We start from the raw sequence: 22,773 nt of genomic DNA, 5'->3' as shown, positions 1-22,773 counted from the left end.
CGCTGGACCGTGTCTTCCTCCCATGGTTCGACGGGAACTATCCGTCACTTTGCGAGGGCCGCGCGGAGGAACTGGAGGATCTCCGCCTGGGCGGCCTGGGCCTGGGGTTCCACGCCAGGCAAGGTGAGGAACGCATGCTTCGCGCCCGGGTATTCGGAGAGCCACACGGACGTCCCTGCCGCGCGCAGCCGCTCGGCGTAGCGGCGTCCGTGGTCGGCGACCGCGTCCTGGGTGGGCACCACCACGAGCGCCGGGGCGAGCCCGCTCAGGTCGTCCGCGTACAGCGGCGAGACTGCCTCAGCGTCGGTTCCCGGCGGGACAGCGAGCTGTTGGAAGAGCCGAAGTAGTGGCAGGGCCCGGGTCGGGGTGTACGCGTACGTCGCGATCGAGGCGTAGTCGAACATCGTCTTGGTCACGTCGAGTGCAGGGTTGACCAGTACCTGCGCCTTGAGTTCCCGCCCGGCTTCCCGGGCCCTGATGGCCGTCAGGGCACTGATCAGCGCGCCGCAGCTCTCGCCGAACACAGCTGTGCGTGCCGGGTCGATGCCCCACTGCGCGGCGTGCCGAACCACGTGGTCGAGCACGTCCCAGCCGTCGTCGGCGGCGTGCGCGAGCGGGCTGCCGGGGGCGAGGAGGCGGTGCTCGACCGAGACGACCAGGGCGGGCAGTCGGGCGGCGAGGTGGCTGTTGGCCCAGTCGCACTGCACTGCCGTGCCCACAAAGCCGCCTCCGTGGACATGGACCACCAGTGGCAGGTCGGTTCGGGTTGCGTCTTCGTTGTCTTCCGTCCGCGCCGGCCGGTAGACCCGGACCCGTAGTTCACGGCCGGGCAGCGCGATCTCCTGCCAGTCGATCGCGGCCCCGAGGTCCGGCTTCCCGAGGATCTCGCGCGCCGCGCTGGAGGCCCGGAAACGGTTCTCCGCGTCGCGGTAGGCGAGCAGTTCCTCGGTCGTGATCGCCGAGAAGTCCGGCTCCGGCGGCCGCGTCGCGGCTATGGCCCCGCTCATGAATCCTTCCCCCCTCCCGGCCAAGTGCCGGGTGTGTCCGCGTAGTTGAAGTGCGTTGCCCTCAGTATGCACGCACCGCGTGCATCAGCAAGTGCATGGGTTAGACTCCGGCTGAACGAGAGGGGCGAGATGACTGGCCGAAGGCGTTGGTCGACCGAGGAGATCCTGGACACGGCGACGGAACTGCTGCGCACGACCGACGCGGAGTCGTTCAGCGTGCGCAAACTCGCCGCAGCGCTCGGAACCGACTCCTCCAGCCTCTACCGGCACTTCCGCAACAAGACCGAACTACTACGCGCCATTGCCGACCGGATCCTGCTGGCCGCCATGGACGACTACCGACCGCAAGGCGACTGGAAGCAGCGCGTCACCACCCTGGCCCTGCGCCTGCGCGAGGCCTTCGGCGAGCAACAGCAGCTCGCCGGGGTGTGGGGACGCTTTGGCTCCGGCGGCACCGGATCACGTCTGGTCATGGAGGAACTGCTGCAGGCCCTACGCGCTTCCGGCCTGCCCGACGAGGAGATTCCGGAGCGCTACCACCGCCTCGTGATCCTCATCGCCGCGCTGATCACCTCCGAGGCCGGGATCAGTTCCCTCGCTCCCAAGGAGTACGAACAGGGCATGGAGCAGTTCCGTGTCGCGGTCCTCGGAGCCGACCCCGAGCGCTTCCCATCCCTGTCACACTTCGCCCGCGACATCCGCCCCCTCGGAGCAGACCGCCGCGCCGCATTCGAAGAGATCCTCGCCGCGCAACTCGCCGACGTCGAGGCGCAGATCCCCTGACGTGTCGGATCGCCAACGGGCAGCGGCCCGCTTGAACTGCGTCGCGGCTTGCGCATCAACCCCCGACACCATCGTCCTCCCCGAGATGGACGATCGCCGGGTCTCGCAGGGACACAACCCTTGCGCGGCGCCGGCGGCCGACGGGTCCCAGGCCATGGCGACCGCCAGCGAAGGTTGCGGCGAACTACTTACTCGGAAACCCGCCCGTCTGGTTCGGGTCGGCGCGCGGATTCGGAGGGCGGAGCCTCGACCAGACCCCGAACTGATCGCAACCTCAGGACGGTTGACCTCCGCGGTGACGGAGATCAACCGTAGTTGGCTCGGTCCATGTCAGTCGAGCGGCAACTCACCGACGTACTTCTCGACCTGGTGTACTCGACGGAGCGTCAGCGGACGCCAGGCCGATGGCCACGGTCGCCGGCGACCGACGTGCTTTCTATACACCTCAGCGATCACTACGCGTCGGGCGGAAGCAAAACGTGCCGTGCTCCGGTAGGGGCAGAGTCACCTGGATGCGGCTTCACGGCCGGCGTCACGGGCCGCGTCCATGGATTTGGCATGCAGGCCGGCCGCGAGCTCCCGGAGGTGTTCCATGCTGGGGGAAGCGGTGGCCAGGGTGAGCTCGCGTTCGATGACGACGAGATCGGCCTGCCACACGTCGGCCAGGATGCGCCTGAGGTACGGCGTGGAGTGGTCCCAGCCTTCGCGCGGAGTGCCCGGGGCGTAGCCGCCGCCTCGCACGGTGACCAGAACGGTCGGCCTGTCCTTGAGTACCGGACTGCCCAGGGGTGCCCCGGCGATGATCAGGTCGACCCAGGTCTTGAAGTGCTGGGAGACACCGAAGTTGTACAGCGGAACGGCCAGCACCACCGCCTCAGCGGCCTCGAGTTCCGAGGTGAGCACTTTGGCGAGGGTGAGCGCGCTGCGCTGGGCGGGAGTGCGGTCGGGTTCGAGCGTCAAGTTGCCGGTGTGGGCGTGCGCCCAGGCGTCGGCCGGCAGCGGATTGGTGCCCAGATGGCGGCGTACCACCGGCACGTCCTGGTGGACTGCGATCCACTCCGATTCCACGAGGTCGGCGAGTTCTGCGCTGGCTGAGGTGCCGGGAAGGATGCTGGCGTCGAGTCGGAACAAGCTCATGACGTCTCCGTGGTGTTGGTGTCGCTAGCAGCGCGATTCCAGTGGTTCGTGTCTTCCACCCGGTGCGAGGTGCGCGGTCTGTCGTCAACCAGGGTGTCGGTGCAGTCGCGCGCCGCGCTGGCGCGCCGAGCGGCCTTGGGGGCCGATGCCCGCCGCATTCAGCGCCCTCGGCGCGTGTAGGCGCGCAGCGACAGCGGGACGAAGATCACCAGCAGCGCGGCCGACCAGAGCAGGACCGTGGTCACCGGATGCTCCAGTGGCCAGGCCACGTCTCCAGAGGGGGTGCCCGGATTGCCGAACAGCTCCCGTGAGGCGGCGGTGAGCGCGCTCACCGGGTTCCAGTCGGCCAGTAGGCGCAGCCAGCCGGGCATGCCGTCGGTCGGGACGAAGGCGTTCGACAGCATCGTGAACGGCAGGCCCAGCGGGACCAGCGCGTCGGCGACCTGGTCGTTCTTCACCGCCAGGCCCACATAGACGCCCACCCAGCTCAGCGCGTAGCGCAGCACGACCATCAGCAGGAACGCCTGGGCGGTGGGGATCAGGCCCCGGTGCGGCTGCCAGCCCACGAGCAGGCCCGTGCTCACCATCACGGCCAGCATCATCAGGCCGGTCAGCAAGTCGGCACCGGTCTGCCCGAACGGCACCGCCAACCGCGCCATCGGCATCGAGCGGAACCGGTCCATCACACCGCGGGAGGCATCGGCGGCCATCCGCGTCATGACCCCCAGCCACGCGGAGAAGGTCACAACGGTGACCGACGCCGAGTACGTGAACATATGGATGCGGCCCGAGCGCTCCGCCTACGGGCCGACGCCCGTCTACAGCCGCGCGAAGATCACCGAGGCGGCCGTCCGGATCGCCGACGCCGAAGGGCTGGAAGCCGCCACCATGCGGCGAGTCGCGGCCGAGATCGGCACCGGCGCAATGACCCTCTACCGGTACGTCCCGAGCCGCGAGGACCTGATCGAGCTCATGGCCGACCAGGTCATGGGCGACCTGGGCGAGGCCGACCAACTGGCCGACGACATCGCCGTCGTCGACCACGGGCGAGTGATCGCCACGGGAGCCCCCGACGAGCTGAAAGCCACCATCGGTGACCGCCTCGACATCGAAGATCGACGTCACGGGCATGCCCTCAGGCGACTGGCGCGCCGACCTGACCCGCTACGCCGACGGACAGCGCGCCATGTGGCTGCGGCACCCGTGGATCGCCACCGTGCAGCGCTCCCTGCCCAGCTTCGGCCCCAACCAACTGCGCTCGGTCGAACGACTGATGGGAGTGCTCGACGCCTTCGTCTCCATCGACGAGAACCTCGGCCTGGTGGCCCTTTTGAGCAGCTTCGTCGAAGGCACCGTCCGCGAAGAGATCAGCTCGACCCAAGAACTTGGCCGCAGCGGACTCAGCGAGGCGCAGTGGATGGCACGCAGCCACCCCTACATCGACCGGCTGGTGAAGAGCGGGGAGTACCCGATCATCACCAAGATCGTGATGGAGGCGCGTCGGCTACACCTGAGCCGCGACGACCAGTTCCGGCAGGGCCTGCGACGCATCCTGGACTTCATCGCCGCGGCCCTCCCATCTACGGCCGAGTCTCCGACGCCCACTCAGCGCGAATAAAGGGAGGCGCAGGACGAGAGAGGAAAGGCTCGTAGCCGACCGTCCGAGAGGGCGTTGACAGCGGCCGGTTCGGCGAGCTCCGGCACGTCGCGGAACCTATCGCGAGGGGAGTTGGGCGAACGCTATTCTGCGAGACGTTACGACGAAGATCAGGGGCAGCCCGGACGCCCGGCGGGGGGCCGTGACCTCAGAGCTACTCATTCACGCCGCCTGCCTGGCAACCCTTGGCGTACGTGTGGAGCCTGCTCTCTCATCAAGTGAAGACCGTCCGGTGCTCGCCCCGAGCTGCGGCATCAACCAATGCGGACAAACCGGCCCTGGTCACCCAAAGAGGTCTCCCGTTCTGTTCTTCCAACAGAACCGCGCCCTGCCGTGAGGCGCCCCGAGTACGCACTCCCGTTCCCGAGGGAGGTACATTGCGTGGTGACCACCGCGGGAGCTCGGGAGTAGCCGGGCTGAGAGGGCGGACGGGACTTGCTCCCCTTTCCGCCGACCGCATGAACCTGGACCGGGTAATGCCGGCGTAGGAAGAGTGTTGACGATGGATGCTGCCTCCGTACCTGCACAGAACCACCCCGCCGTTTCCCGTGCTGCCGTGGCGGACGTGATCGCGTCGCTGCGGGCCTCCGCACCCCTTGTGCACTGCCTGACCAACGTCGTGGTGTCGCAATTCACCGCGAACGTGCTGCTCGCAGCGGGAGCCGCCCCCGCGATGGTGCACAACGCGGAGGAGGCCGGAGCACTGGCCCGAGTGGCCGGGGGCGTCCTGGTCAACCTGGGGACGGTGACGTCCGTGACGGCGCAGGCGATGCGCGTCGCGGTCAAGGAAGCGGCCGCGGCCGGGCGCCCGTGGGTGCTCGACCCGGTGGCGGTCGGTCCGCTGCCCTGGCGCACCGACCTCGCCCACGAACTCCTGGAAAGCGCACCTCCAGCGGTCGTTCGCGGCAATCCTTCCGAGATCCTGGCACTGGACGGCGGCGGCACGGGCGGGCGCGGCGTGGACAGCACGGACGCCCCCGAGACGGCGCTGGCCGCGGCCAGCGCGCTGGCCCGGCGCTACGGCTGCGCGGTCGCCGTGAGCGGTCCGGAGGACGTCCTCACCGACGGGACCCGAGTGGTGCGGGTGACCAATGGGCACCCGCTGCTTCCCCTGGTGACGGGAACCGGCTGCTCACTCGGCGCCTTGGTGGCCGCCTGCGCAGCCGTCACCGGCGACCCGCTGCTGGCCGCCACTGCCGCGACAGGCTTGCTCACCGTGGCCGCGGAGAGCGCCGCCACCCGCTCTGCGGGACCCGGCACGTTCGCGGTCGCACTGATCGACGCGCTGTACGAGCTCAGCCCGGACCAGCTCGGCGAGGCTCTCAACCTGCGCTGAGCGTACGGGTGTTGCGGGGTTCCGCAATGAGCGGTCGGCCTGGCCACCAGCCGTTGAACAGCGCCCGCCCGATCTGGGGCGGCCCCAGCACCACCAGGTCTGCCAGTCCTCGCGGACACACACCTTGCCCCCGTGGACACTTCAACGTTCCTACACATTAGCCCCCTTCCCCTGCACCTCCCGATGTGTTTCCCACGCCCTTCCCCGGCCGGGAGACCCCAAGGAGCAACCCATGCGACCACCACTTGACCTGTCCCTCTACCTCGTCACCGACAGCCGACTCTGCCGCGACCGCGGTGTTGCCGCTACCGTGGCAGCCGCCGTCAAGGGCGGTGTCACCGCTGTCCAGTTGCGCGATCCGGACGCGGATGCCCGCACGCTGTTCACGCTCGGCCGGGCGATCCAGGCCGAACTCGCGGGCACCGGTGTCCCCTTGATCGTCAATGATCGCCTGGATGTGGCGGTGTGGTTGGACGCGGACGGCGTCCACCTGGGGCAGCGGGACGTCTCCCCCACGACCGCCCGGCGTCAGCTCGGCCCCCATGCCTACGTCGGCCTGTCCGTCAGCCGTCCCGAGCAACTGGCACACGTACCGGATGCCGTCGACCACCTCGGTGTCGGTCCGGTGTTCGAGCAGTCCACCAAACCGGACGCGGATACCCCACTGGGTCTGGGCGGCCTTGCCCGGATCGTCCGAAAGAGCCCGCTGCCGTGCGTGGCCATCGGCGGGATCGGCATGTCCGAGGCCGCCGCGGTCAGAGCAAGCGGCGCGGCCGGGATCGCTGTCGTCAGCGCGGTCTGCGGACAGCCCGACCCCGAGGCCGCAGCGCGTTCCCTTGCCCACACCCTGCGACCGGAGGTCCCCGCATGACCAGCCCGCCCATCGCCCTCACCATCGCCGCCAGCGACCCCTCCGGCGGCGCCGGGATCCAAGCCGACCTGAAGGCGTTCTCCGCCAACGGCGCCTACGGAACAGCAGTTCTGACCGCCCTGACCGCACAGAACACCCAAGGCGTCACCGGCATCCATGCCGTCCCTCCTGCGTTCGTCACCCAGCAGCTCGACACGCTGTTCGCCGACGTCAGGGTGGACGCCGTCAAGATCGGAATGCTGGCCGACGCCGCCATCGCCACAGCCGTCGCGGACGCATTGGAACGGCACCGCCCCCCGTACGTCGTCCTCGACCCCGTCATGGTCTCGACCAGCGGTCACCGCCTCCTCGAGGCAGATGCGGTGACGGTTCTGCGCGACCGTCTCCTGCCGCTCGCCGATCTCATCACCCCCAACCTTCCCGAGGCCGGCGACCTCCTCGGCGTCGCCGTCGCGCAGCAGCGGACCGACGCCGTCGAGCAGGCCCGCGCGCTCCTCCAAGCCGGCGCCAAGCGCGTCCTCCTCAAGGGCGGCCACCACACGCACGACGCCGAATCCGTCGACATCCTCGTCGACGCCACCGACGCTCCTGACACCACAGGCGTCTGTGGCGCGGGCGTCACCGAACTGTCCGCGCCGCGCGTGAACACGCGCAACACGCATGGCACCGGCTGCACACTCTCCGCCGCGATCGCCGCCCTCCGCCCGCAGCACGAAGACTGGCAGACCGCCGTCCGCGCCGCGAAGGAGTACCTGACCGGGGCCCTGCGTGCGGCCGACACCCTGCGCGTCGGCCACGGCCACGGCCCCGTCCACCACTTCCACCAGTACTGGAGCTGAGCACCATGACCACAACGTTCTGCGACGAGCTGTGGACGGCCACGGCCGAGATACGTGCGGCCATCGACAAGCTGCCGTTCGTCACCGGCCTCGGCGACGGCACCCTGGACCGGGAGAAGTTCGTCTACTACCTGGCCCAGGACGCCCACTACCTGCGCGGCTACGCCCGCGCACTGGCCAGCGCCGCCGCGAAGGCGGACCGGCCGCAGGACATCGCGTTCTTCGCGAAGTCCGCCCACGACGCCGTCGTCGTCGAAAGCTCCCTGCACGAGAGCAACGTCGTCGACGTCGATGCCTGGACCCCCTCCCCCACCTGCACCGCATACACCTCCTACCTGCACTCCGTGGCCCACACCCAGGGCTACCCGGAGCTGGCCGCCGCGGTCCTGCCTTGCTTCTGGATCTACGCCGAGGTGGGCCGCGCGCTCCTGGAGCAGGCCGGCGACCTCGCCGCCCACCCGTACGGCGACTGGATCGGCACGTACGCCGACGAGGAGTTCGAGGCTGCCACCGAACACGCCCGGCAGATCGTCAACCGGCTCGCGGACCAGGCCGACCCGGCCACCCGCGCACGGATGCGAACGGCCTTCACCACCGCATCAACCTGGGAGTGGATGTTCTGGGACGCCGCCTGGCGCGTGGAGTCCTGGCCATTCGGCACCGCTCCTGCCCACGCTTCGGAGCCCGCCAAGTGACGATCACCAGCGAAGCCACCACGCCGACACCGGAACCGGTCCCGGCGAACGAAGCGCCGCTCACCCTCGACCAGCCCACCCCCAAGGTCCTGAGCGGCCTGGACCAAGGCACGTTCTGGGCGAACCTGGGCGTCAGCCTGCTCGGCTTCAGCGGCATGCTGGTCGTCCTCGACCCGCTGGGCACCGGCAGCCCGACCTTGTCGTTCACCGCCGCCGTCACCGCGTCCGTCGTCGGCACCCTGATCGGCACCGTCGCCCTCGGTCTTGCCGCGATCACCGGGGCCCGTACCGGCGCGCCCTCGATGGTGCTCCTGCGCGGCCTGTTCGGCGCGAAGGCGTCCTACCTGCCCACCGTCCTCAACGTGCTGCAGATGGTCGGTTGGGCCGTCTTCGAACTGGTGGTCATCTCCACCGGCTTGAAGATCCTGGCCCGCCAGGCCTTCGGCGAACCGGGCCCCGGCTGGCTGTACGTGCTCATCGCGGGCGCGGTGACGACAGCGCTCACGCTGCGCCCGCTCGGCGCCCTGCGCATCATCCGCCGCTACGTCACCATCGCCGTCGTCCTGGCCATCGCCTACCTGGGCTGGGACCTGGCCGGCCGCGGCATCCCGATGGAGGGCGGCTCCTGGAAGGACTTCTGGTTCGCCGCCGACAGCGTGATCGCCGTGTCGATCTCCTGGCTGCCGTTGGTCGCCGACTACTCACGGCACTCCCGCAGCGAGAAGGCGGCGTTCGGCGGCCTGGTCATCGGCCAGACCCTCGCGGGCGTCGCGGGCTCGGTCCTCGGCGTGGCCGCCCTCGCGATGATCGCGTTCGACAGCACCGACCCGTATAAGGTCTTCGACCCATTCACCGCCACCAGCGTCGGCGTGATCTGCTTCGGCGTCCTGGTGCTCCGCGAGGTCGACCAGTCCTTCGCCAACGTCTACTCCACCGCCGTGTCCGCCCAGAACCTGCTGCCCCGGGCGGACCGCCGCATCCTGTGCCTGATCAGCGGCACCCTGGCCACCGCCCTGGCACTCCTGGTGAACATGGACAGCTACGCCAGCTTCCTCTACCTGATCGGCGCGGTGTTCATCCCGATGTTCGCCGTCCTGGTAGTGGACTTCTTCGTCCTCGGCGGCCACCGCACCTGGGACGTCTCCGAACAGGCCCCCACCCGCTGGGTCATGCTGCTGCCCTGGACGCTCGGCTTCGCCACCTACCAACTGATCGCGCCCACGAACATCGCCGGCTGGTCCGACTTCTGGGCCTGGCTGCAGGACGCCGTGGGCCTTACCGTCCAACCATGGATGAGCGCCTCCCTGCTCTCCTTCGCGGTAGCTGCCCTCGCCACCCTGGCAGTGGGCCGCAGGCGTCGGCACATCTCGACCTGAGACCAGCCTGGTCCTTCCCTTCGGGGCAACGCGGCAACAGCTTCCGCTGATTGCCAGAATCAATTGCCCATGGTGACCTGGCCCGAGCCATCCGACGAGGACGAGAAGGACGGGCTGCACTGGAAGACCCGTAACCTCCTCCGCTGGGCAGCCGGACGGCCCTTCGCCTGGGTCGATGACGAGATCACGGACGCCGACCGGACCTGGATGGAGGTACAGCACCTAGGCCCGGCCCTTCCCTATCGCATCGACCCCCGACAAGGCATCACGAGCCAGGACTTTGCCGCTCTCGACGGCTGGCTGCGGCTACACACGGGTTAACGGCCACCGAAGCGGCATGAAGACCCGGTGCCCATCGGGACCGATCAGCCACGCGGCAGTGGCGATCCGAGCAACCAGTTGCCGGGTGCCTCGGTGTCGGTGCTCAGGTAGAACTCTTCGATAGCGGTACGGAACTCGTCGTGGGTGATGGTGCCGCTGCCGTTGCGGTCAAGGCGCTGGAAGGCCGCGCCGGAGGTGCCTGGGTCGATCCCAAGGGCGTCGTACATGCGCACGTACTCATCAGCGGTGAGCATGCCGCTCTTGTCGGTGTCCAGGGCGCGCATGAGTGCGTCGATGATGGGCAACACCAGGCGTTCGACGGTCTTGGCATCGGCGGCGATGTGGGAGTGCATGGCGGTGATGAACTGTTGGCGCCCGATGCGGCCTTGAGTGTCCAGGGCGCCGGCCTCGCCCATGACGTTCCACCAGAGCATGAAGGCGTCGCGCAGCGCGCCCTTGTTGCTCTCGTCCGGGGCTACCGCGGCGAATACCTCGCCGATCTGCTGGAAGTCGCTGCGGGTGAGGTAACCGTCGCCGGTGCGGTCGAACCAGTTGAACAGGGAGGTGAACTTCCGTTCGGTGCTGTCCTGCACCATGGTGGTCTCGTCTCCTTGAACGCGGTGGTTGATCGGGATTCTTCCTACATGAGGCGGCCGAATATGTGGTTGGCCGGCGAGTTGGGATCGTTGCCGTAGAAGAACTCGGCGACGGCTTTGTGGTACTCGCTCCGCGACAGGGCTCCGGAGGAGTCGAGGTCGAGTGCGTTGAACACCTCAGCGCACTCCGCGTCGGTGGCGCGTCCCGTGCTTCCGAAGATGTGGGTGAACTCGGTGCGGCTGATTGCGCCGTCGCCGTTGCCGTCGGCCAGGTCGAAGAATCGGTCTGCGACCGGTGCGAGCTCCTCGGGGTAGTGAGCGCGATCGGCGAAGGCGGCGGCGAACGCTTGGGTGAGCTCTGCCGAGGTCACCCTGTCGTCCTTGTCGGCGTCGGCGGGGGCTATCACGGACACCCAGAACTCGTTCATGGTGTCGTACATCTGCCGTGCCTGAGGTGAGTCGGGGGTGAGGCCCCTGGCCTGGACGTAGCGTTCGCTCATCATGACTACGTCCTGCCGCGTTATCGCGCGGTCGCCGTCGACGTCTGCGGCGCTGAACCACCGCTCGTACTTGCGTACACGCAGCTCATTCATAGGCGCACGGTAGAAGCGCGTCAGCCGCTCGACTAGGCCTATTCCCGGCCGTCGATGTGAGGGCCGGGAGGGCCACTCCTCGATCTCAGTGCCATGGTCTCCGCGTGGCGCCGGAGACCGACCCGGTGCTGGTCCGCGCCGACACCGACCTGACGCATGCGCATGCGCCGATGGCAGCGACCTGCGAGCGCGCGGGGTACCGCACCCCCGCCGGGGGGCGTCGGATCGGCGGAGCCGGCGGAGACGGCGGAGACGGCGGATCAGGTGCCCGGCTTGCGGCCGTAGACGAAGACGTCGTCGCCCTTGCGCAGCATGTTCCAGTACTTCACGGCGTCCTTCTTCGTCATGTTGACGCAGCCGTGGGAGCCCGGCGGGGACCAGACGCTGATGCCGACCGAATGGAATGCCTGGCCGCCGTCGAAGAACTGGCTGTACGGCATGGGCACGTGGTAGATGCTCGACACGTGGTCGATGTTGCGCCAGTAGACCTTCTTCAAGCCCGTGCGGGTCTCGTGGCCGTTGCGGCCGGTGCGCACTGGGACCGGGCCGTACTTGAGGGTCTTGCCGTCCTGGATCCAGCTGAGCTGGAGCGTCAGGTCGACACAGGCGATGCGCCCCTTGTTGGTCGGGCACTTGCCGGCCTTGGTGGGGTTGTTGCCCACGGCTCTCTGCTTGTTCATGAGGTTCATGACGCCCCAGGTGACGCTGCCCGCGTACCCGGCGTTCGGGGTGATCTTGTGTTTGGTCTGGAAGGCCTTGATGGCCTTGCAGTCGGTTGCCGATTGTTTGCCGTCCACCGGGCGGCCGAGGAACTTTTCGACCTGCTTCTGGTACGGGCCGGTCTGTGTCGAGCACGACGCTGCCTGAGCACTGCCCGTGCCGAGCGCCACCGTGAGCGGAGCCACCAGCACGGTGATCCCCAGAGCCACGGCTCCTCGTCTGCGTATGTCCCCCACTGCTGCCCACTCCTCGATCGTCACTGGTCCGCGGGTCGAACCCACCTGCTAGACGACACGGACCCGACGTTCGTTGTAGGACAAACCGACACAGGTATGTAACAGAGGACGGCCGGTCGACGGGACGGCCGCCCGACACAGTCCCCCACGGCGCGAATGACGGTCGTGTCGGTGAGGCCGGGCCGTAAGGCGCAGGCGTGAACTCGGCGGGCCCCTGTTCGGCCCGTATGCGCCGAGAGAGACGTCTGACCCGTGACGCGGACGCACCCTCAGGCAGGGGCGAAGACGTCCTCATCGGCCCCATCGAGGATGAACCCGTTGTCGAAGCGGACCCGCACGCTCACGCTGGGCCCCCGTTCCTGGAAGGCGATCCACGCGGGTTCCAGAGAGGCGATCTTCGCTTCGAGCTGGCTCCTGCTCTCCGTGGGCATCTGGGCCCCGAAGGCGTCGAGCAGCGACTTGAGACGCTCGTACTCGCGCACGTCGTCGCTCTCCTCTTGGTGGCCGACGACCTGCTCGACGGTTCCGCCGGTGCCCGCCGCCAAAGACAGGAACCCGACGACGACCCCCGACACCTCGGCCGAATCGGTCAGCCGGGTGTCCGCTGCCAACACCACACGCTGGCCTACCTTCAGAGTCATCTGCTCCCCATCTCCCCTGCGTCGGCTACGCCCGCCACATCCGCTACATCCGCGCGGCGCAGAAACGCCTCGACGAGGCGGTCGGTGAAAGCTTGGTCGACGGGTTCCGCCGTCACCAGGACGCGGTGGTAGAGCGGTCCCACGAGTTGGTCGATCTCCGCCGCCATGTCAATTCCGGCGGCGAGCTGGCCGCGTTCGACCGCGCGTTCCAGCGGGAGTTGGTCGCGTCGGCGCTGTTCATCGAGGTACCCGGACCGCAGGGCGGCGGCGAACGCGGAATCGTGCTGGGCATGCCCGATGAGGGCCTTGAAGACGGCGCCCGCGTCGGACTGGGTGAGGAACAAGGCCAGTTGACGCAGGTGGGCGCGCAGGTCCGGGGCCAGGTCGCCATGGTCCGGCGGGGTCAGGGCTTCGGCCGCGTCCTGGAGGAAGGCGTCCAGGAGGATTTCGGTCTTGGTCTTCCACCAGCGGTAGACGGTCTGTTTGGCGACGCCCGCCCGGGCGGCGATGCCCTCGATGGTGACGCCGGTGAAGCCCTTCTCGACCAAGAGGTCGTCGGCCGCCTCCAGCACTGCCTGCCGGGCCTGTTCGCTGCGGCCGTGCCGGTTGCCGTGGTGGCGTGCCGCCGGTTTGGGCCCGGCCGCCGCTGCGGCCGTACTTCCTCGTTCCATGTCTGCCTCCTGGGGTCAGAGTAGGCCAGAACCTCTAGACGCTACGCAACGGTGCGTCTAGTCTAGGTTCATGACAGCCACCAGCACCCTCGAAGACCCCCGCGTCGCCTCCGCCCTCGACCGGATGTTCCGGCATGCCGAGCAGGACGAGGCGACCAGCAGGCAGATCCGCGCGGCATGGCCCCAGGGCTCCGCACCCCTCAGCCCGCAGGAACAGGCCGACGCCAAAGCGGAGGTGTACATGCCGATCTCCGCCCAGGGCGGCCGCCTCCTCTACAACCTGATTCGAGCCATCCGCCCCGCCACCGTCGTCGAGTTCGGCACGTCCTTCGGCATCTCCACGCTTCACCTTGCCGCCGCGGTGCGCGACAACGGGGTGGGGCGCGTGATCAGTACGGAACTGAGCGCCGCCAAGGCCGCAGCCGCCCGCCGGACGTTCGCCGAGACGGGGCTTGACGACCTGATCACCGTCCTTGAAGGAGACGCCCGCGACACGCTCACCGAAGTCGCCGACGCCGCGGACTTCGTCCTCCTCGACGGCTGGAAGGATCTGTGCCTGCCCGTACTGCGCCTCCTCGAACCACGCCTCGCGCCCGGCACCCTCGTCGTCGCCGACGACGTCGACCTGGAGGACCTCGCGCCCTACCTCGACTACGTCCGCAACCCCCAGAACGGCTACCAGAGCGTCACGTTCCCCGTGGAGGACGGAATGGAGATCAGCTGCCGCCTCTAGATCTGTGGGACGTAGTAATCAGTCACGGGTGTCGCCTTCTCCGACGGGGCTCCGCCTGGAGGAAGGCGGCGTCCGTTGCGGGACTTGTGTGACGGGTCGGTTCGCGGAGCCTGGGCCGGCAGCGCAAGAAGCCCGACAGCCGCACCTGCCGACAAGGCTTACAGAAACAGCCTTATCCGTGAGTACCTGCGATGGCGGGGCATCCGGCACACCAACCCGGGCACCGCCACCGCGGCGGCGGTCGCCAGTTGGCTCCGAACATGAACTCCTACGCGACCCAGCAGTAGACGCCCTGGTCCTGGCGACGGGCGCTGCTGACCAGAGCAGCCAGATCACTCACGATCGCCTCCGCGATCTCAGTGTCGATGACCTCACCTTCCTCCGCACGCAAATGAGCCCACGAGGCAGCGACGTCACGCAACCTGGAGGGCTCCGCTTCCGCGAGTGCCGTGGACAGGCGAGGCGAGATCGTGAATACGACGCACTCGTCATCGTCCTGGCTGGCGACGACGCGAGGCTCACCGGCATCGACAAGTTCCTCGAAGCTGCCACCAGTCAGAAGACATTCCCATTCGACCACGGCCTCTTCGGGATCGAAGTTGCCGACGGAGAGCGACTCGAATGCCTGTCCCGGCCCAGTCTGGAGGGCCGACCCCGCTGCCATGTCGTCCGGCGCCACGAAGAACTTCACGATGATGCTCATCCGGGCATCATGCCCGACTGCCCGCAATCATGATCGGCCGGGCAGCCCCTGGCTAGGCCAGCTTGCGACCTCGCCCTCGGCGGCCGTCCCCTCCCGCTGCAGCTGACCGGTCAAACCGTCAGCCACACGCGTTCTGTTGGGCCATGAGACCGCCGAGATACCGGAAGGTGCAGGGTCTCGAACGTGGCCCGGGCCCCCGAGGCCGCCGCGGGCGCGAGCCCTACTTCGTGGTGTGGGTGGGGAAGACCTGAACGTCGGTGTATGCACCCTTGATGGCTCCCGCGGTCTCGGGCCACTCCAAGGTCACGGTGTGGGTCTCGTTCGGGGGCGTCACCAGGATGTGGGTCGGGGACGTAAGGCTGTTGCCGCTGCTGTCGATGGTGTAAGCGAGGTTGAAGACAGCGGCGTCACCGGGCTTGAGTGTGGTGATGCGGGGCTGTGCGGAGCCACGTTCGATGGGATTTGAGGTGTGGTCCGCGTCCTTGATGTCCACACCCGCGAATCCGGTCGCCGAGCAGGTGGCCGAACCTCGGTTGATCATCGTGATGTTGATCCTGCCGGACGTCTCATCAGGCGCAGCATCAACAGCGTTAATGGCCAGATCCTCGCTCTTGCAGAAGGAGACCTTGGTGCCGGTCTGCGCCGCACCCTTCGTGGCCACCTTGTCCGCGGCGCCCTTCCCCGAGCCCTTCTGCGAGCCCGCTGTGGCGTTGCTGCCCGCCGCACTGCCGGAGCCCGAGCCGCCTTCCGTCTTCGCGCCGCCGCCGGAAGAGGAGGACGAGGAGCCCTTGGCGGACGCGTCCGCCGCGGAGTCGCCGTTGCCGCAGGCGGTCAGGGACAGGCCCGCGGCCACGGTCAGAGCCGCGGCGGCCACACGCAGCGTGCGACGGCGGTTTCCAGTGGAGGTGGCGTGAGAGCGCATGGAAGGATCCTTTGCTAATTCGTCAGGGGTGCTCCCTCCTGGGAACAACACCCACGTTGCTGCAGGCCGCTACTGCCTCGTTGCCGTCCCGCTAACGTCCGCCTAACAAAGCCCCCCCACCACCCCCGCTCCCACTCTCGCCCCGCAACCGCGCCCCCGCGCATTCCCAGGCAGCACCAGAACCCAAGAGCTGTGCCAGAAGCCCGTACTGACGGCAGCGGGCGGTTGCCGTGCCTTCCGGCACCCGGCCATTGTCAGTGCCTGCTGTCAGGATCACCGGCATGACACCGTTGCTTCTCACCGACATCGAACGAGCCGTTCGCAGCAGTTGGAGTGCCGAAACGTGCACGCCTGAATTCCGTTCACAATGGACCAAGGACAATCCGGCCCGGGACCAGTGCGGAGTGACCGCCATGGTGCTCAATGACTTGCTGGGAGGCGAGTTGATCCGGGGCGAGGTCCACGTCAACGGAGAGCGAGTGGACTACCACTGGTGGAACCGACTGGGCATGGGCATCGACATCGACCTCACCCGCGAGCAGTTCAGGCCGGAGGAGATCGTCACCGAAGGCATCGTGATCCCTCGCCCGCCCGTGACCGAGTGGCGCAGGCTCCGCGAGGAGTATGAGCTTCTGCGTGACCGTGTCTTGGAGAAGCTCCATCAACAACAGGCAACAGCTGCTGCGGATGTGTCTCGTCAGCTGGCGTGAACCTGTTCGGCTCGCAGGCGGGTGGTCTCGTAGGCGGGTGGTGGCGAGGCGGTTCACATCGCACGCACTCCACTCGCCCAACGGCTTGGACCGGACCGGGACGTTGGTCAGTGGTTGGATCGGGAAAGCCATCGCAAGCACGGCCGGACTCGTACCGTATGTGGCACGAGACTTCCGAGGCTCGTCATCACTAATCCAACGTGCCCGAACAGTGCATCTAGCGGTGGAAGGCCGTAGTTGACTCGACTGGAGCGCGCTGGGTCCTCACTCGATTCACCGGTGCGGACTCGTCGGCATAGCCGAAGGAGATGCCGACGAGCAGCCTCCCCCCGGTGACGCCGAGTTCAGTGCGGACGGTGTCGGCGTAGAAGCTCAACAACCCCTGCGGGCAGCTGTCCACGCCGTACGCGGTCATCGCCAGGAGCAGTGTCTGCATGTAGGCGCCGACATCCGCGGCCAGGCGCGCCTGTCCATCGCCGTGGACGAAGAGGAACGCCGCGTGGGGCGCGCCGTAGAACCGCAGGCTCTGCGCGTCGTATGCCGCACGTGCCACGTGGTCATCGGGACCGATGTCCAGCGCCCCGTACAGTTCGGCGCCGAACGCCGCCCGACGCTCCTGGTGCACCTGCGCATACATCTCCTCGGAGTACGGGAAGTCCGCAGTGGTGCGCGCTCCGGCGTGGGCCGTCTGCAAGGCAGCGGTCAGCCGTTGACGGGCCGCTCCGCTCACCACCTCCGCCTGCCACGGCTGGGCGTTGGAGTTGGACGGCGCGGTGCCGGCCAGCGAGAAGATCCTGTGCATCGTGTCGTCGGGTACGGCATCCGGACGAAACGCCCGGGTCGCATGGCGGCCACGTATCAGCTTCTCCGCACAACCGCTCAGCTCAGTGGGGACGAACGTACTCATGGGGCTCCTTGGCGACAGAGACAGCCAATGTAAACGGAGGCGTTTACATCGGTGGCGTCACCCTAGCGCGACCTCCCAGCTGAAGTAAACGGATGCGTATACTTACGGCATGGATACGACCGCGAGTGCGACGTCTACCGCATCCCCTCGACGAGGGCGTGGAGGGCGGGAGCGCATTCTGGCTGCCGCCGCCCGGCTGTTTGCGACTCAGGGCATCAACGCGACCGGCATGGAACAGGTCGCGGACGAAGCTCCGGTGTCCAAGCGGACGCTCTACGCCCACTTTCGCACCAAGAACGACCTTGTCATCGCCCACTTGCAGAGCCTCGTAACGTCGGGGGCCACCCTGGAAGCCGGGCTGACCCGCGAGGACATCCCGCCGCGTGACCGGATCCGCAAGCTGTTCGACCAGGGGAAGGCAGACGCGGATCCGGTGCGCGGGTGTCCGTTCATCGATGCCGCAGCGGAGTTCCCCGACCCGCAGAGCGCAGTGCACTCCTACGCCCGCGAGCAGAAACTGCGCATGGTGGAACTGATCGTCGCCTTGGTGACAGAGCTGGGCTGCCGCCAACCCCGCTCACTCGCCGAACAATTGGCCACCCTCGCGGACGGGGCGGCCAGCCGCGCCATGGTGCTCGACGAAGCGGACTACGGCCGACATGCGTGGGCGGCGGCGGAAGTTCTCCTCGATCAAGCTCTGCCGGGATCAAGCTGAGGGAGAAGAAGGCGGCGCAGGCTTACCCGAAGCGCCAGGGTGCAGGTGATCAGGACCCGGCGTGGGAGGCCGCGTATCGCTGACGGCGGGCCGACACTTTGCCCCACCCAACGCAGTGCAGTACTGCTCCTGGCCACCGCATCCCCCGACAGCCCGCACCGTTCCTCGCCGCGCTCACCGCCGAAGGGCGCCTGGGCCTCGCCGGGGGCGACCTCACGTCCGAGGCCATCGAGTGGTTCAGCCAGTCCCTGGACACTGCGCGGGAGTCACCCGCCCCATCGAGATCTACTCCGGCGCCGAGATCAGCCAAGGCCGGTCTCAGCGGCCGAACTTTGCGAGGGCCGCCGGTGTGACGGGGGTGAAGAAGTTGACCAGGTTGCCGTCGGGGTCGCGGAACAGGAGCGAGCGGTTGCCCCAGGGCAGCGTGGTGGGCTCGGTCACGAAGTCCTCCACGAAGCCGGTCAGGTTCTGGTGCACACGGTCCACGTCGTCGACGCGAAATTCGAGGATGACGCTGTGGTTGTCGGCCGGGCGGGCTGATCCGGGCGCGAACAGCGGGATCGTGCGCGTGCTGCCGATGGCCAGGGTCGCCGAGGCGACCCTGAGCTCGGCGAAGTCCTCGTTGGCCCAGTCGGCGGTCACGCCGGTGGCGCGCTCGTAGAAGTCGACGAGGCGGGCGACATTGCTCGTGATGATCCGGACAGAGACGAAGTGCATGGCTCTTCTCCTGGTCGATGCGGTCGTTGCGTGCTTCCGACCTGAGGCTATGACCAATACCGGGCGAAACCCGCCCGGTATATCGGGGAGACTTGCGCACATGCCTCGTCCCATCGCCCGAGTCCTCACCCTCCTGGAGCTCCTGCAGTCGGGCGGCATCAGAACCGCGTCCGAACTCGCCGACCGGCTCGACGTCGACGAACGCACCGTGCGGCACTACATCAGCCACCTCGTCGACCTCGATGTCCCCGTCGAAGCGGTCCGGGGCCGTTACGGCGGCTACCGGCTCGCCCCCGGCCACCGCATGCCTCCGCTGATGCTCGGCGACGACGAGGCGCTGGCCGTGCTGCTCGGCCTGGTCGCGGGCCGGCGCGCCGGCCTGACGGCCGCCACCGGTACGGCCAGTGATACGGCGACGGCCAAGATCCGCCGCGTACTGCCCGAGCGGTTGCGGCTCAGGCTCGACGCCGTGCTCGCCTCCCTTGCCTTCACCGCCCGGCCCGGCGAAACACTCGCGCCGGACCCGGGAGTCCTGCTGGCGGTCGCCGACGCGGTGAACCACCACCGGCCGATCTCGATCCGCTACACCGACACGAACGGCCGCCCCAGCGAACGCACCCTGCACCCCTATGGGCTCGTCGCCCACTCCGGCAAGTGGTACGTGACGGGGGCGGACCTCTCGTCCGGCGGCCAGGACCGCACATTTCGGCTGGATCGCGTCACCGACGTGCGGACCCTGCCGGGCTCGTTCGAGCCGCCCGCCGGCCTCGACCCGGCCGAGCGCGTTCTGACAGGGCTCGCGACGGCTCCGTACCGGCATGCGGTGACCCTGCGCGTCCACGCCACGGCCGAGCACCTGCACACCCGGCTTCCCTCCAGCGTCGCGCGCGTGGAGGAGCTGCCGACCCGGAAGATCCCGGACGGCGCGGATGCGCCGGATGAGCCGTGGTGCCGCGTAGAGATGCGCGTGGACCGGCTCGACTGGCTGCCTGCCGTACTGGCCTCGATGGACCGGCCGTTCGTCATTGAGCGCCCGGACGAGCTGCGCGAGCTGGTCGAGGCCTTCGCCGAACGGCTCGTGCACTCCGCTCGGGCCGAGTGTTCCTAGCGACCCGACTCATCGAGGTGTCTCAGCGGAAAGCGGCGATGTTGCGGGCGACCCAGGCGTCAAAGGGGCGCGGGGCGCGGCCGAGTACGCGTTGCACGTCCGGGCTGATCCGCAGTTCGGCCGGGGTCGGGGCGGAGATGATGTCCAGGGTGTCGTCGGCGAGTTCGGCGGGCACGAACCGGGTCATTGCGGCCTTGGCCTCGTCGCGGGTGAGTTCGTCGAACCGTACGGGCGATCCGAGCGCGGCGGCGATCGTCTGCGCCTGCTGACGCGGTGTGATCACCTTCGGCCCGGTCAGTTCGTACACCCCTCCGGCGTGCCGCGCGTCCAGCAGGCAGGCCGCCGCGACCTCGGCGATGTCCACCGGGTCGATGACCGGCACGCCCACGTCGCCGAACGGTGCGGCGACCGTTTGCTGCGTACGGACGGACTCCGCCCAGGCCAGGGCGTTGGAGGCAAAGCCGCCCGGGCGCAGGACGGCCCAGTCCAGGCCGGAGGCCCCCAATGCGTCCTCCAGCGCGCGCATGGCGACCCGCGTCGGGCCGAGCGGTCGGGTCGACACGCCCTGCGAAGACAGCAGGACGACCCGGCGGACGCCGCAGGACGCGGCCACGTCGATGATGTCGGCGGGCCGGGCTTCGGGGGCGTGCAGGTCACCCGACAACAGGAGGAACAGCGCCTTCGCGCCCTCCAACACCGGCTTGAGGCTCGCCGGTTCGGCCAGGTCGGCAGCCGCGTGCCGTACGCCGTGCGGCACCGCCGCCGCGCTGCGCGAGACCGCCGTCACCTGCTCGCCCGCTTCGGCCAGAGCCTGCGTCAGAGGCCGGCCCACATTCCCGGTAGCCCCGGTCACCACGATCATGTTCAGCTCCTAGTCTGTTGTGCACTGGCTATGCACGGTGGTTGTGCACCGCGGAAGTTGACGCTAGGAGCCGGGCTTACTTTCCGTAAGAACATACCCAGAGGTAAGCTCCGGACATGAAGGAAGGCGCGCAGCTGACAGGGGCCGAAGCGGGCCCCCGGTATGAGGTGTTTCACACCGACTGCCCCGCGCGGGACATGGTCGACCACGTGACCAGCAGGTGGGGCATCTGGGTACTGATCTCTCTGCGAAACAGCGATCTTCGGTTCTACGAGCTGCGGGACAGCATCCAGGGCGTCAGCGAGAAGATGCTCGCCCAGACCCTGCGCGCGCTGGTCAAGGACGGTCTGGTCTGGCGGGCGGTGGAGCCGACGACGCCACCCCAAGTCACCTACGGGCTGAGCGAGTTCGGGCGGCACATCAGCGAACCGCTGACGGACTTGTTCGACCGGATCACCGAGCGGCTGCCCCCGCCCAGTCCGGCGTAACGCAATCACCCATCACTGCCTCACCATTGCCCCACGATTCCTTTCCGCACTGCCGGGGAAGAGCAGAAGGCCGCCGCTGGCCCACATGCACAGGCTGGTCGCGCCGCTGGAACGCAAGAAACGGCTGGGCACTGGCCGAGGAGGCCAGACACAGTGGTCCGGGCCGCATCTACCGGTTGCCGGACCGTATCGAGCGGGACGCCGACGCAGCCCTGGACGATGTGCGCGACCACGCCCATCTCGTGGAGCCCCGTTGGTCCACGAACAGCCAGTGCTCGTGGGGAGCACGTCACTCCACGAGCAGCGCGTGCTCGTGGGGACCACGTCGCTCCGCCGCAGAACGACTCGCTGTTCCACCTCAGAGACAAAGCGACACGCTCAGGCCAAGGATTCGAAGTAAGCCTTCTGCGCGGGGTAGTAGTCCTCGAAGTCAGGGCGTGGCCCGCCCGTGCGGGCGGCGGTGAGCATGTCCAGGTAGTACTCCCAGCCCGGGCCGGTCTGGCCAAGGTGCTTTGTGGAGGCTAGGTGCTGGATCAGCCGCAGTTCGGTGGTGCCGCCGCTCTCGGCCAGCAGCAGCTCCATCGACCAGGATCCGGCCTCGTCCTCCATCGAGACGGCGAGTCGGCGCGGCGGTTCACAGGCTTCGATGCGCAGGGGGCACCAGGGCGCCGACTCCTCGAACGCCATCTGCACCTCGACGGTGGAGCCGACCGCCCCGTGGCCGCGCCAGGGGCCGAACCAGCGGGCGGTGCGCTCCGCCTCGGTGACGCTCGCCCAGACGTCGTCGACGGAGGCGCGGTAGCTGCGAACAAGGATCAGGTCGTGCCCCGTTGGTGTGGGGATCAGTCGTCCGGTGGGCTCGGGGGTCATGCCGTGTCCTCCTTGGAGTGGCGCGCGGTGGGCTGATCGGTGGCGGGCTCAGCTCGATTACGGTCCCGTCGGGTGCGGTGGACTTCGGTCTCCAACGCCGCCAGGCGCGGCGCCCAGTCGACCCGCTGGGTGTCGAACTGGGCAATCCAAGCGGCGAGGTCACCCAACCGGGAACGGACCAGGGAGTATCGCCGATGACGGCCGATTTGCTGGTCCTCGACCAGGCCGTTCTCCCGCAGTACGCGTAGGTGCCGGCTGATCGCAGGGCGGCTGATGGAGAACCGGGCAGCTATGTCGCCAACCGTCAGCGAGGTGGGGCGCAACATCATCAGGATCTCCCGGCGCACCGGATCGGCGATGGCGTCGGCCACCTTGCTCAGGTCGTCCACGCCCAAAGCGTAACTGATAGGTTACGCGTCCAGAGGAGCAGTCCCAGATCGGATGTGTGCACCAGGCGGTGCCGGACGCAATGGTGCTCCGTCGGTCTGCCCGTCGTTGAATGCACCGTCCGCTCGTCGTGATCTTGTCGGCGAGTCTGGGTCTCGCTCCTCGCCGGCGC

General features: G+C 68.4%; 28 protein-coding genes, 2 pseudogenes and 1 riboswitch. Of the genes and pseudogenes, 15 read left to right on the top strand and 15 right to left on the bottom strand.

Annotated elements, in window-relative coordinates; genetic code table 11:
- Positions 1-44 precede the first annotated feature (44 nt).
- Positions 45-1,007 carry an alpha/beta hydrolase gene (locus ACZ5U5_RS16945; protein WP_469021930.1) on the bottom strand — a complete coding sequence of 321 codons (963 nt, stop codon included), beginning with the start codon at positions 1,005-1,007 and terminating at the stop codon, positions 45-47.
- A 129-nt stretch (positions 1,008-1,136) separates the two neighbouring features.
- Here ACZ5U5_RS16945 and ACZ5U5_RS16940 point away from each other — a divergent pair, with 129 nt between their 5' ends.
- Positions 1,137-1,790 (top strand): TetR/AcrR family transcriptional regulator, encoded by a 654-nt coding sequence (locus ACZ5U5_RS16940; RefSeq protein WP_469021927.1) that lies wholly within the window; start codon positions 1,137-1,139, stop codon positions 1,788-1,790.
- A 504-nt stretch (positions 1,791-2,294) separates the two neighbouring features.
- On the opposite strand, the gene ACZ5U5_RS16935 is transcribed toward ACZ5U5_RS16940, so the two are convergent.
- Together ACZ5U5_RS16935 and ACZ5U5_RS16930 are read right to left on the bottom strand one after the other, a co-directional pair.
- Positions 2,295-2,927 (bottom strand): FMN-dependent NADH-azoreductase, encoded by a 633-nt coding sequence (locus ACZ5U5_RS16935; protein ID WP_469021924.1) that lies wholly within the window; start codon positions 2,925-2,927, stop codon positions 2,295-2,297.
- Between the two features lie 158 nt (positions 2,928-3,085).
- Positions 3,086-3,673 carry an ABC transporter permease gene (locus tag ACZ5U5_RS16930; RefSeq protein WP_469021921.1) on the bottom strand — a complete coding sequence of 196 codons (588 nt, stop codon included), beginning with the start codon at positions 3,671-3,673 and terminating at the stop codon, positions 3,086-3,088.
- Between ACZ5U5_RS16930 and ACZ5U5_RS16925 the strand changes: the two are divergent.
- The 8 genes and pseudogenes from ACZ5U5_RS16925 to ACZ5U5_RS16890 form a co-directional block, all read left to right on the top strand.
- Positions 3,645-3,836, top strand: a pseudogene (locus tag ACZ5U5_RS16925) (hypothetical protein); the annotation flags it as partial. The gene ACZ5U5_RS16930 and the pseudogene ACZ5U5_RS16925 sit on opposite strands and share 29 nt — an antisense overlap.
- A gap of 184 nt (positions 3,837-4,020) precedes the next feature.
- On the top strand, positions 4,021-4,545 hold the full coding sequence (locus ACZ5U5_RS16920) for a TetR/AcrR family transcriptional regulator C-terminal domain-containing protein (RefSeq protein WP_469021919.1): 525 nt from the start codon (positions 4,021-4,023) through the stop codon (positions 4,543-4,545).
- Between the two features lie 422 nt (positions 4,546-4,967).
- Positions 4,968-5,093, top strand: a riboswitch (TPP riboswitch).
- Between the two features lie 47 nt (positions 5,094-5,140).
- On the top strand, positions 5,141-5,920 hold the full coding sequence (gene thiM, locus ACZ5U5_RS16915; RefSeq protein WP_469021917.1) for a hydroxyethylthiazole kinase: 780 nt from the start codon (positions 5,141-5,143) through the stop codon (positions 5,918-5,920).
- A 232-nt stretch (positions 5,921-6,152) separates the two neighbouring features.
- Positions 6,153-6,791, top strand: a complete 639-nt coding sequence (thiE, locus tag ACZ5U5_RS16910; protein WP_469021914.1) for a thiamine phosphate synthase — start codon at positions 6,153-6,155, stop codon at positions 6,789-6,791.
- Positions 6,788-7,630: a bifunctional hydroxymethylpyrimidine kinase/phosphomethylpyrimidine kinase gene (gene thiD / locus ACZ5U5_RS16905; RefSeq protein ID WP_469021913.1), complete on the top strand. Its 843-nt coding sequence runs from the start codon at positions 6,788-6,790 to the stop codon at positions 7,628-7,630. Before thiE ends, thiD begins: the two co-directional genes overlap by 4 nt.
- A gap of 5 nt (positions 7,631-7,635) precedes the next feature.
- Positions 7,636-8,325, top strand: coding sequence for a thiaminase II (gene tenA, locus ACZ5U5_RS16900; protein WP_469021911.1), 690 nt, complete (start codon positions 7,636-7,638; stop codon positions 8,323-8,325).
- Positions 8,322-9,701, top strand: coding sequence for a purine-cytosine permease family protein (locus ACZ5U5_RS16895; protein ID WP_469021908.1), 1,380 nt, complete (start codon positions 8,322-8,324; stop codon positions 9,699-9,701). Before tenA ends, ACZ5U5_RS16895 begins: the two co-directional genes overlap by 4 nt.
- A 69-nt stretch (positions 9,702-9,770) precedes the next feature.
- A complete protein-coding gene (locus ACZ5U5_RS16890) occupies positions 9,771-10,022 on the top strand; it encodes a hypothetical protein (RefSeq protein ID WP_469021906.1) in 252 nt (83 codons plus the stop codon).
- A 44-nt stretch (positions 10,023-10,066) separates the two neighbouring features.
- Here ACZ5U5_RS16890 and ACZ5U5_RS16885 read toward each other — a convergent pair whose 3' ends face one another.
- The 5 genes from ACZ5U5_RS16885 to ACZ5U5_RS16865 form a co-directional block, all read right to left on the bottom strand.
- Entirely contained in the window at positions 10,067-10,618 is a 552-nt protein-coding gene (locus tag ACZ5U5_RS16885) for an EF-hand domain-containing protein (RefSeq protein WP_469021903.1), read from the bottom strand.
- A gap of 44 nt (positions 10,619-10,662) precedes the next feature.
- Positions 10,663-11,211 carry an EF-hand domain-containing protein gene (locus ACZ5U5_RS16880; protein WP_469021901.1) on the bottom strand — a complete coding sequence of 183 codons (549 nt, stop codon included), beginning with the start codon at positions 11,209-11,211 and terminating at the stop codon, positions 10,663-10,665.
- Positions 11,212-11,471: 260 nt separating this feature from the next.
- Complete coding sequence (locus ACZ5U5_RS16875) at positions 11,472-12,167, bottom strand: L,D-transpeptidase (protein WP_469021898.1); 696 nt, start codon at positions 12,165-12,167, stop codon at positions 11,472-11,474.
- A gap of 269 nt (positions 12,168-12,436) precedes the next feature.
- Positions 12,437-12,808: a hypothetical protein gene (locus tag ACZ5U5_RS16870; RefSeq protein WP_469021895.1), complete on the bottom strand. Its 372-nt coding sequence runs from the start codon at positions 12,806-12,808 to the stop codon at positions 12,437-12,439.
- Positions 12,805-13,479 carry a TetR/AcrR family transcriptional regulator gene (locus tag ACZ5U5_RS16865; protein WP_469021893.1) on the bottom strand — a complete coding sequence of 225 codons (675 nt, stop codon included), beginning with the start codon at positions 13,477-13,479 and terminating at the stop codon, positions 12,805-12,807. The genes ACZ5U5_RS16870 and ACZ5U5_RS16865 overlap by 4 nt, the downstream gene beginning before the upstream one ends.
- Before the next feature lie 70 nt (positions 13,480-13,549).
- Between ACZ5U5_RS16865 and ACZ5U5_RS16860 the strand changes: the two genes are divergently transcribed.
- Complete coding sequence (locus ACZ5U5_RS16860) at positions 13,550-14,212, top strand: O-methyltransferase (RefSeq protein WP_469021890.1); 663 nt, start codon at positions 13,550-13,552, stop codon at positions 14,210-14,212.
- A gap of 268 nt (positions 14,213-14,480) precedes the next feature.
- On the opposite strand, the gene ACZ5U5_RS16855 is transcribed toward ACZ5U5_RS16860, so the two are convergent.
- Together ACZ5U5_RS16855 and ACZ5U5_RS16850 are read right to left on the bottom strand one after the other, a co-directional pair.
- Entirely contained in the window at positions 14,481-14,915 is a 435-nt protein-coding gene (locus ACZ5U5_RS16855; protein WP_469021887.1) for a hypothetical protein, read from the bottom strand.
- 220 nt (positions 14,916-15,135) lie between these two features.
- Positions 15,136-15,837 (bottom strand): DUF4232 domain-containing protein, encoded by a 702-nt coding sequence (locus tag ACZ5U5_RS16850; protein ID WP_469021885.1) that lies wholly within the window; start codon positions 15,835-15,837, stop codon positions 15,136-15,138.
- Between the two features lie 281 nt (positions 15,838-16,118).
- Here ACZ5U5_RS16850 and ACZ5U5_RS16845 point away from each other — a divergent pair, with 281 nt between their 5' ends.
- A complete protein-coding gene (locus ACZ5U5_RS16845; RefSeq protein WP_469021883.1) occupies positions 16,119-16,547 on the top strand; it encodes a YunG family protein in 429 nt (142 codons plus the stop codon).
- 217 nt (positions 16,548-16,764) lie between these two features.
- Here ACZ5U5_RS16845 and ACZ5U5_RS16840 read toward each other — a convergent pair whose 3' ends face one another.
- Entirely contained in the window at positions 16,765-17,454 is a 690-nt protein-coding gene (locus ACZ5U5_RS16840) for a nitroreductase (protein ID WP_469021881.1), read from the bottom strand.
- Between the two features lie 109 nt (positions 17,455-17,563).
- Between ACZ5U5_RS16840 and ACZ5U5_RS16835 the strand changes: the two genes are divergently transcribed.
- Positions 17,564-18,169: a TetR/AcrR family transcriptional regulator gene (locus ACZ5U5_RS16835; RefSeq protein WP_469021878.1), complete on the top strand. Its 606-nt coding sequence runs from the start codon at positions 17,564-17,566 to the stop codon at positions 18,167-18,169.
- 318 nt (positions 18,170-18,487) lie between these two features.
- Here the strand turns inward: ACZ5U5_RS16835 and ACZ5U5_RS16830 are convergent, their stop codons facing one another.
- Positions 18,488-18,886, bottom strand: a complete 399-nt coding sequence (locus ACZ5U5_RS16830) for a VOC family protein (protein WP_469021876.1) — start codon at positions 18,884-18,886, stop codon at positions 18,488-18,490.
- A 100-nt stretch (positions 18,887-18,986) separates the two neighbouring features.
- Between ACZ5U5_RS16830 and ACZ5U5_RS16825 the strand changes: the two genes are divergently transcribed.
- On the top strand, positions 18,987-19,994 hold the full coding sequence (locus tag ACZ5U5_RS16825) for a helix-turn-helix transcriptional regulator (RefSeq protein ID WP_469021873.1): 1,008 nt from the start codon (positions 18,987-18,989) through the stop codon (positions 19,992-19,994).
- Between the two features lie 22 nt (positions 19,995-20,016).
- On the opposite strand, the gene ACZ5U5_RS16820 is transcribed toward ACZ5U5_RS16825, so the two are convergent.
- Positions 20,017-20,856 (bottom strand): SDR family oxidoreductase, encoded by an 840-nt coding sequence (locus tag ACZ5U5_RS16820; RefSeq protein WP_469021870.1) that lies wholly within the window; start codon positions 20,854-20,856, stop codon positions 20,017-20,019.
- 116 nt (positions 20,857-20,972) lie between these two features.
- Between ACZ5U5_RS16820 and ACZ5U5_RS16815 the strand changes: the two genes are divergently transcribed.
- Both ACZ5U5_RS16815 and ACZ5U5_RS16810 read left to right on the top strand, forming a co-directional pair.
- The gene (locus ACZ5U5_RS16815; RefSeq protein ID WP_469021868.1) at positions 20,973-21,344 is read left to right on the top strand and encodes a winged helix-turn-helix transcriptional regulator; all 372 of its coding nucleotides are present in this window, start codon (positions 20,973-20,975) and stop codon (positions 21,342-21,344) included.
- Positions 21,345-21,408: 64 nt separating this feature from the next.
- Positions 21,409-21,577, top strand: a pseudogene (locus ACZ5U5_RS16810) (IS701 family transposase); the annotation flags it as partial.
- 145 nt (positions 21,578-21,722) lie between these two features.
- Here the strand turns inward: ACZ5U5_RS16810 and ACZ5U5_RS16805 are convergent.
- Positions 21,723-22,214: an SRPBCC family protein gene (locus ACZ5U5_RS16805; RefSeq protein ID WP_469021865.1), complete on the bottom strand. Its 492-nt coding sequence runs from the start codon at positions 22,212-22,214 to the stop codon at positions 21,723-21,725.
- On the bottom strand, positions 22,211-22,603 hold the full coding sequence (locus ACZ5U5_RS16800) for a metalloregulator ArsR/SmtB family transcription factor (RefSeq protein ID WP_469021863.1): 393 nt from the start codon (positions 22,601-22,603) through the stop codon (positions 22,211-22,213). The genes ACZ5U5_RS16805 and ACZ5U5_RS16800 overlap by 4 nt, the downstream gene beginning before the upstream one ends.
- Between the last annotated feature and the right edge of the window lie 170 nt (positions 22,604-22,773).

Source organism: Streptomyces sp. NPDC033177 (assembly GCF_055577715.1).
This window is presented reverse-complemented; position numbering and strand designations above follow the sequence as displayed.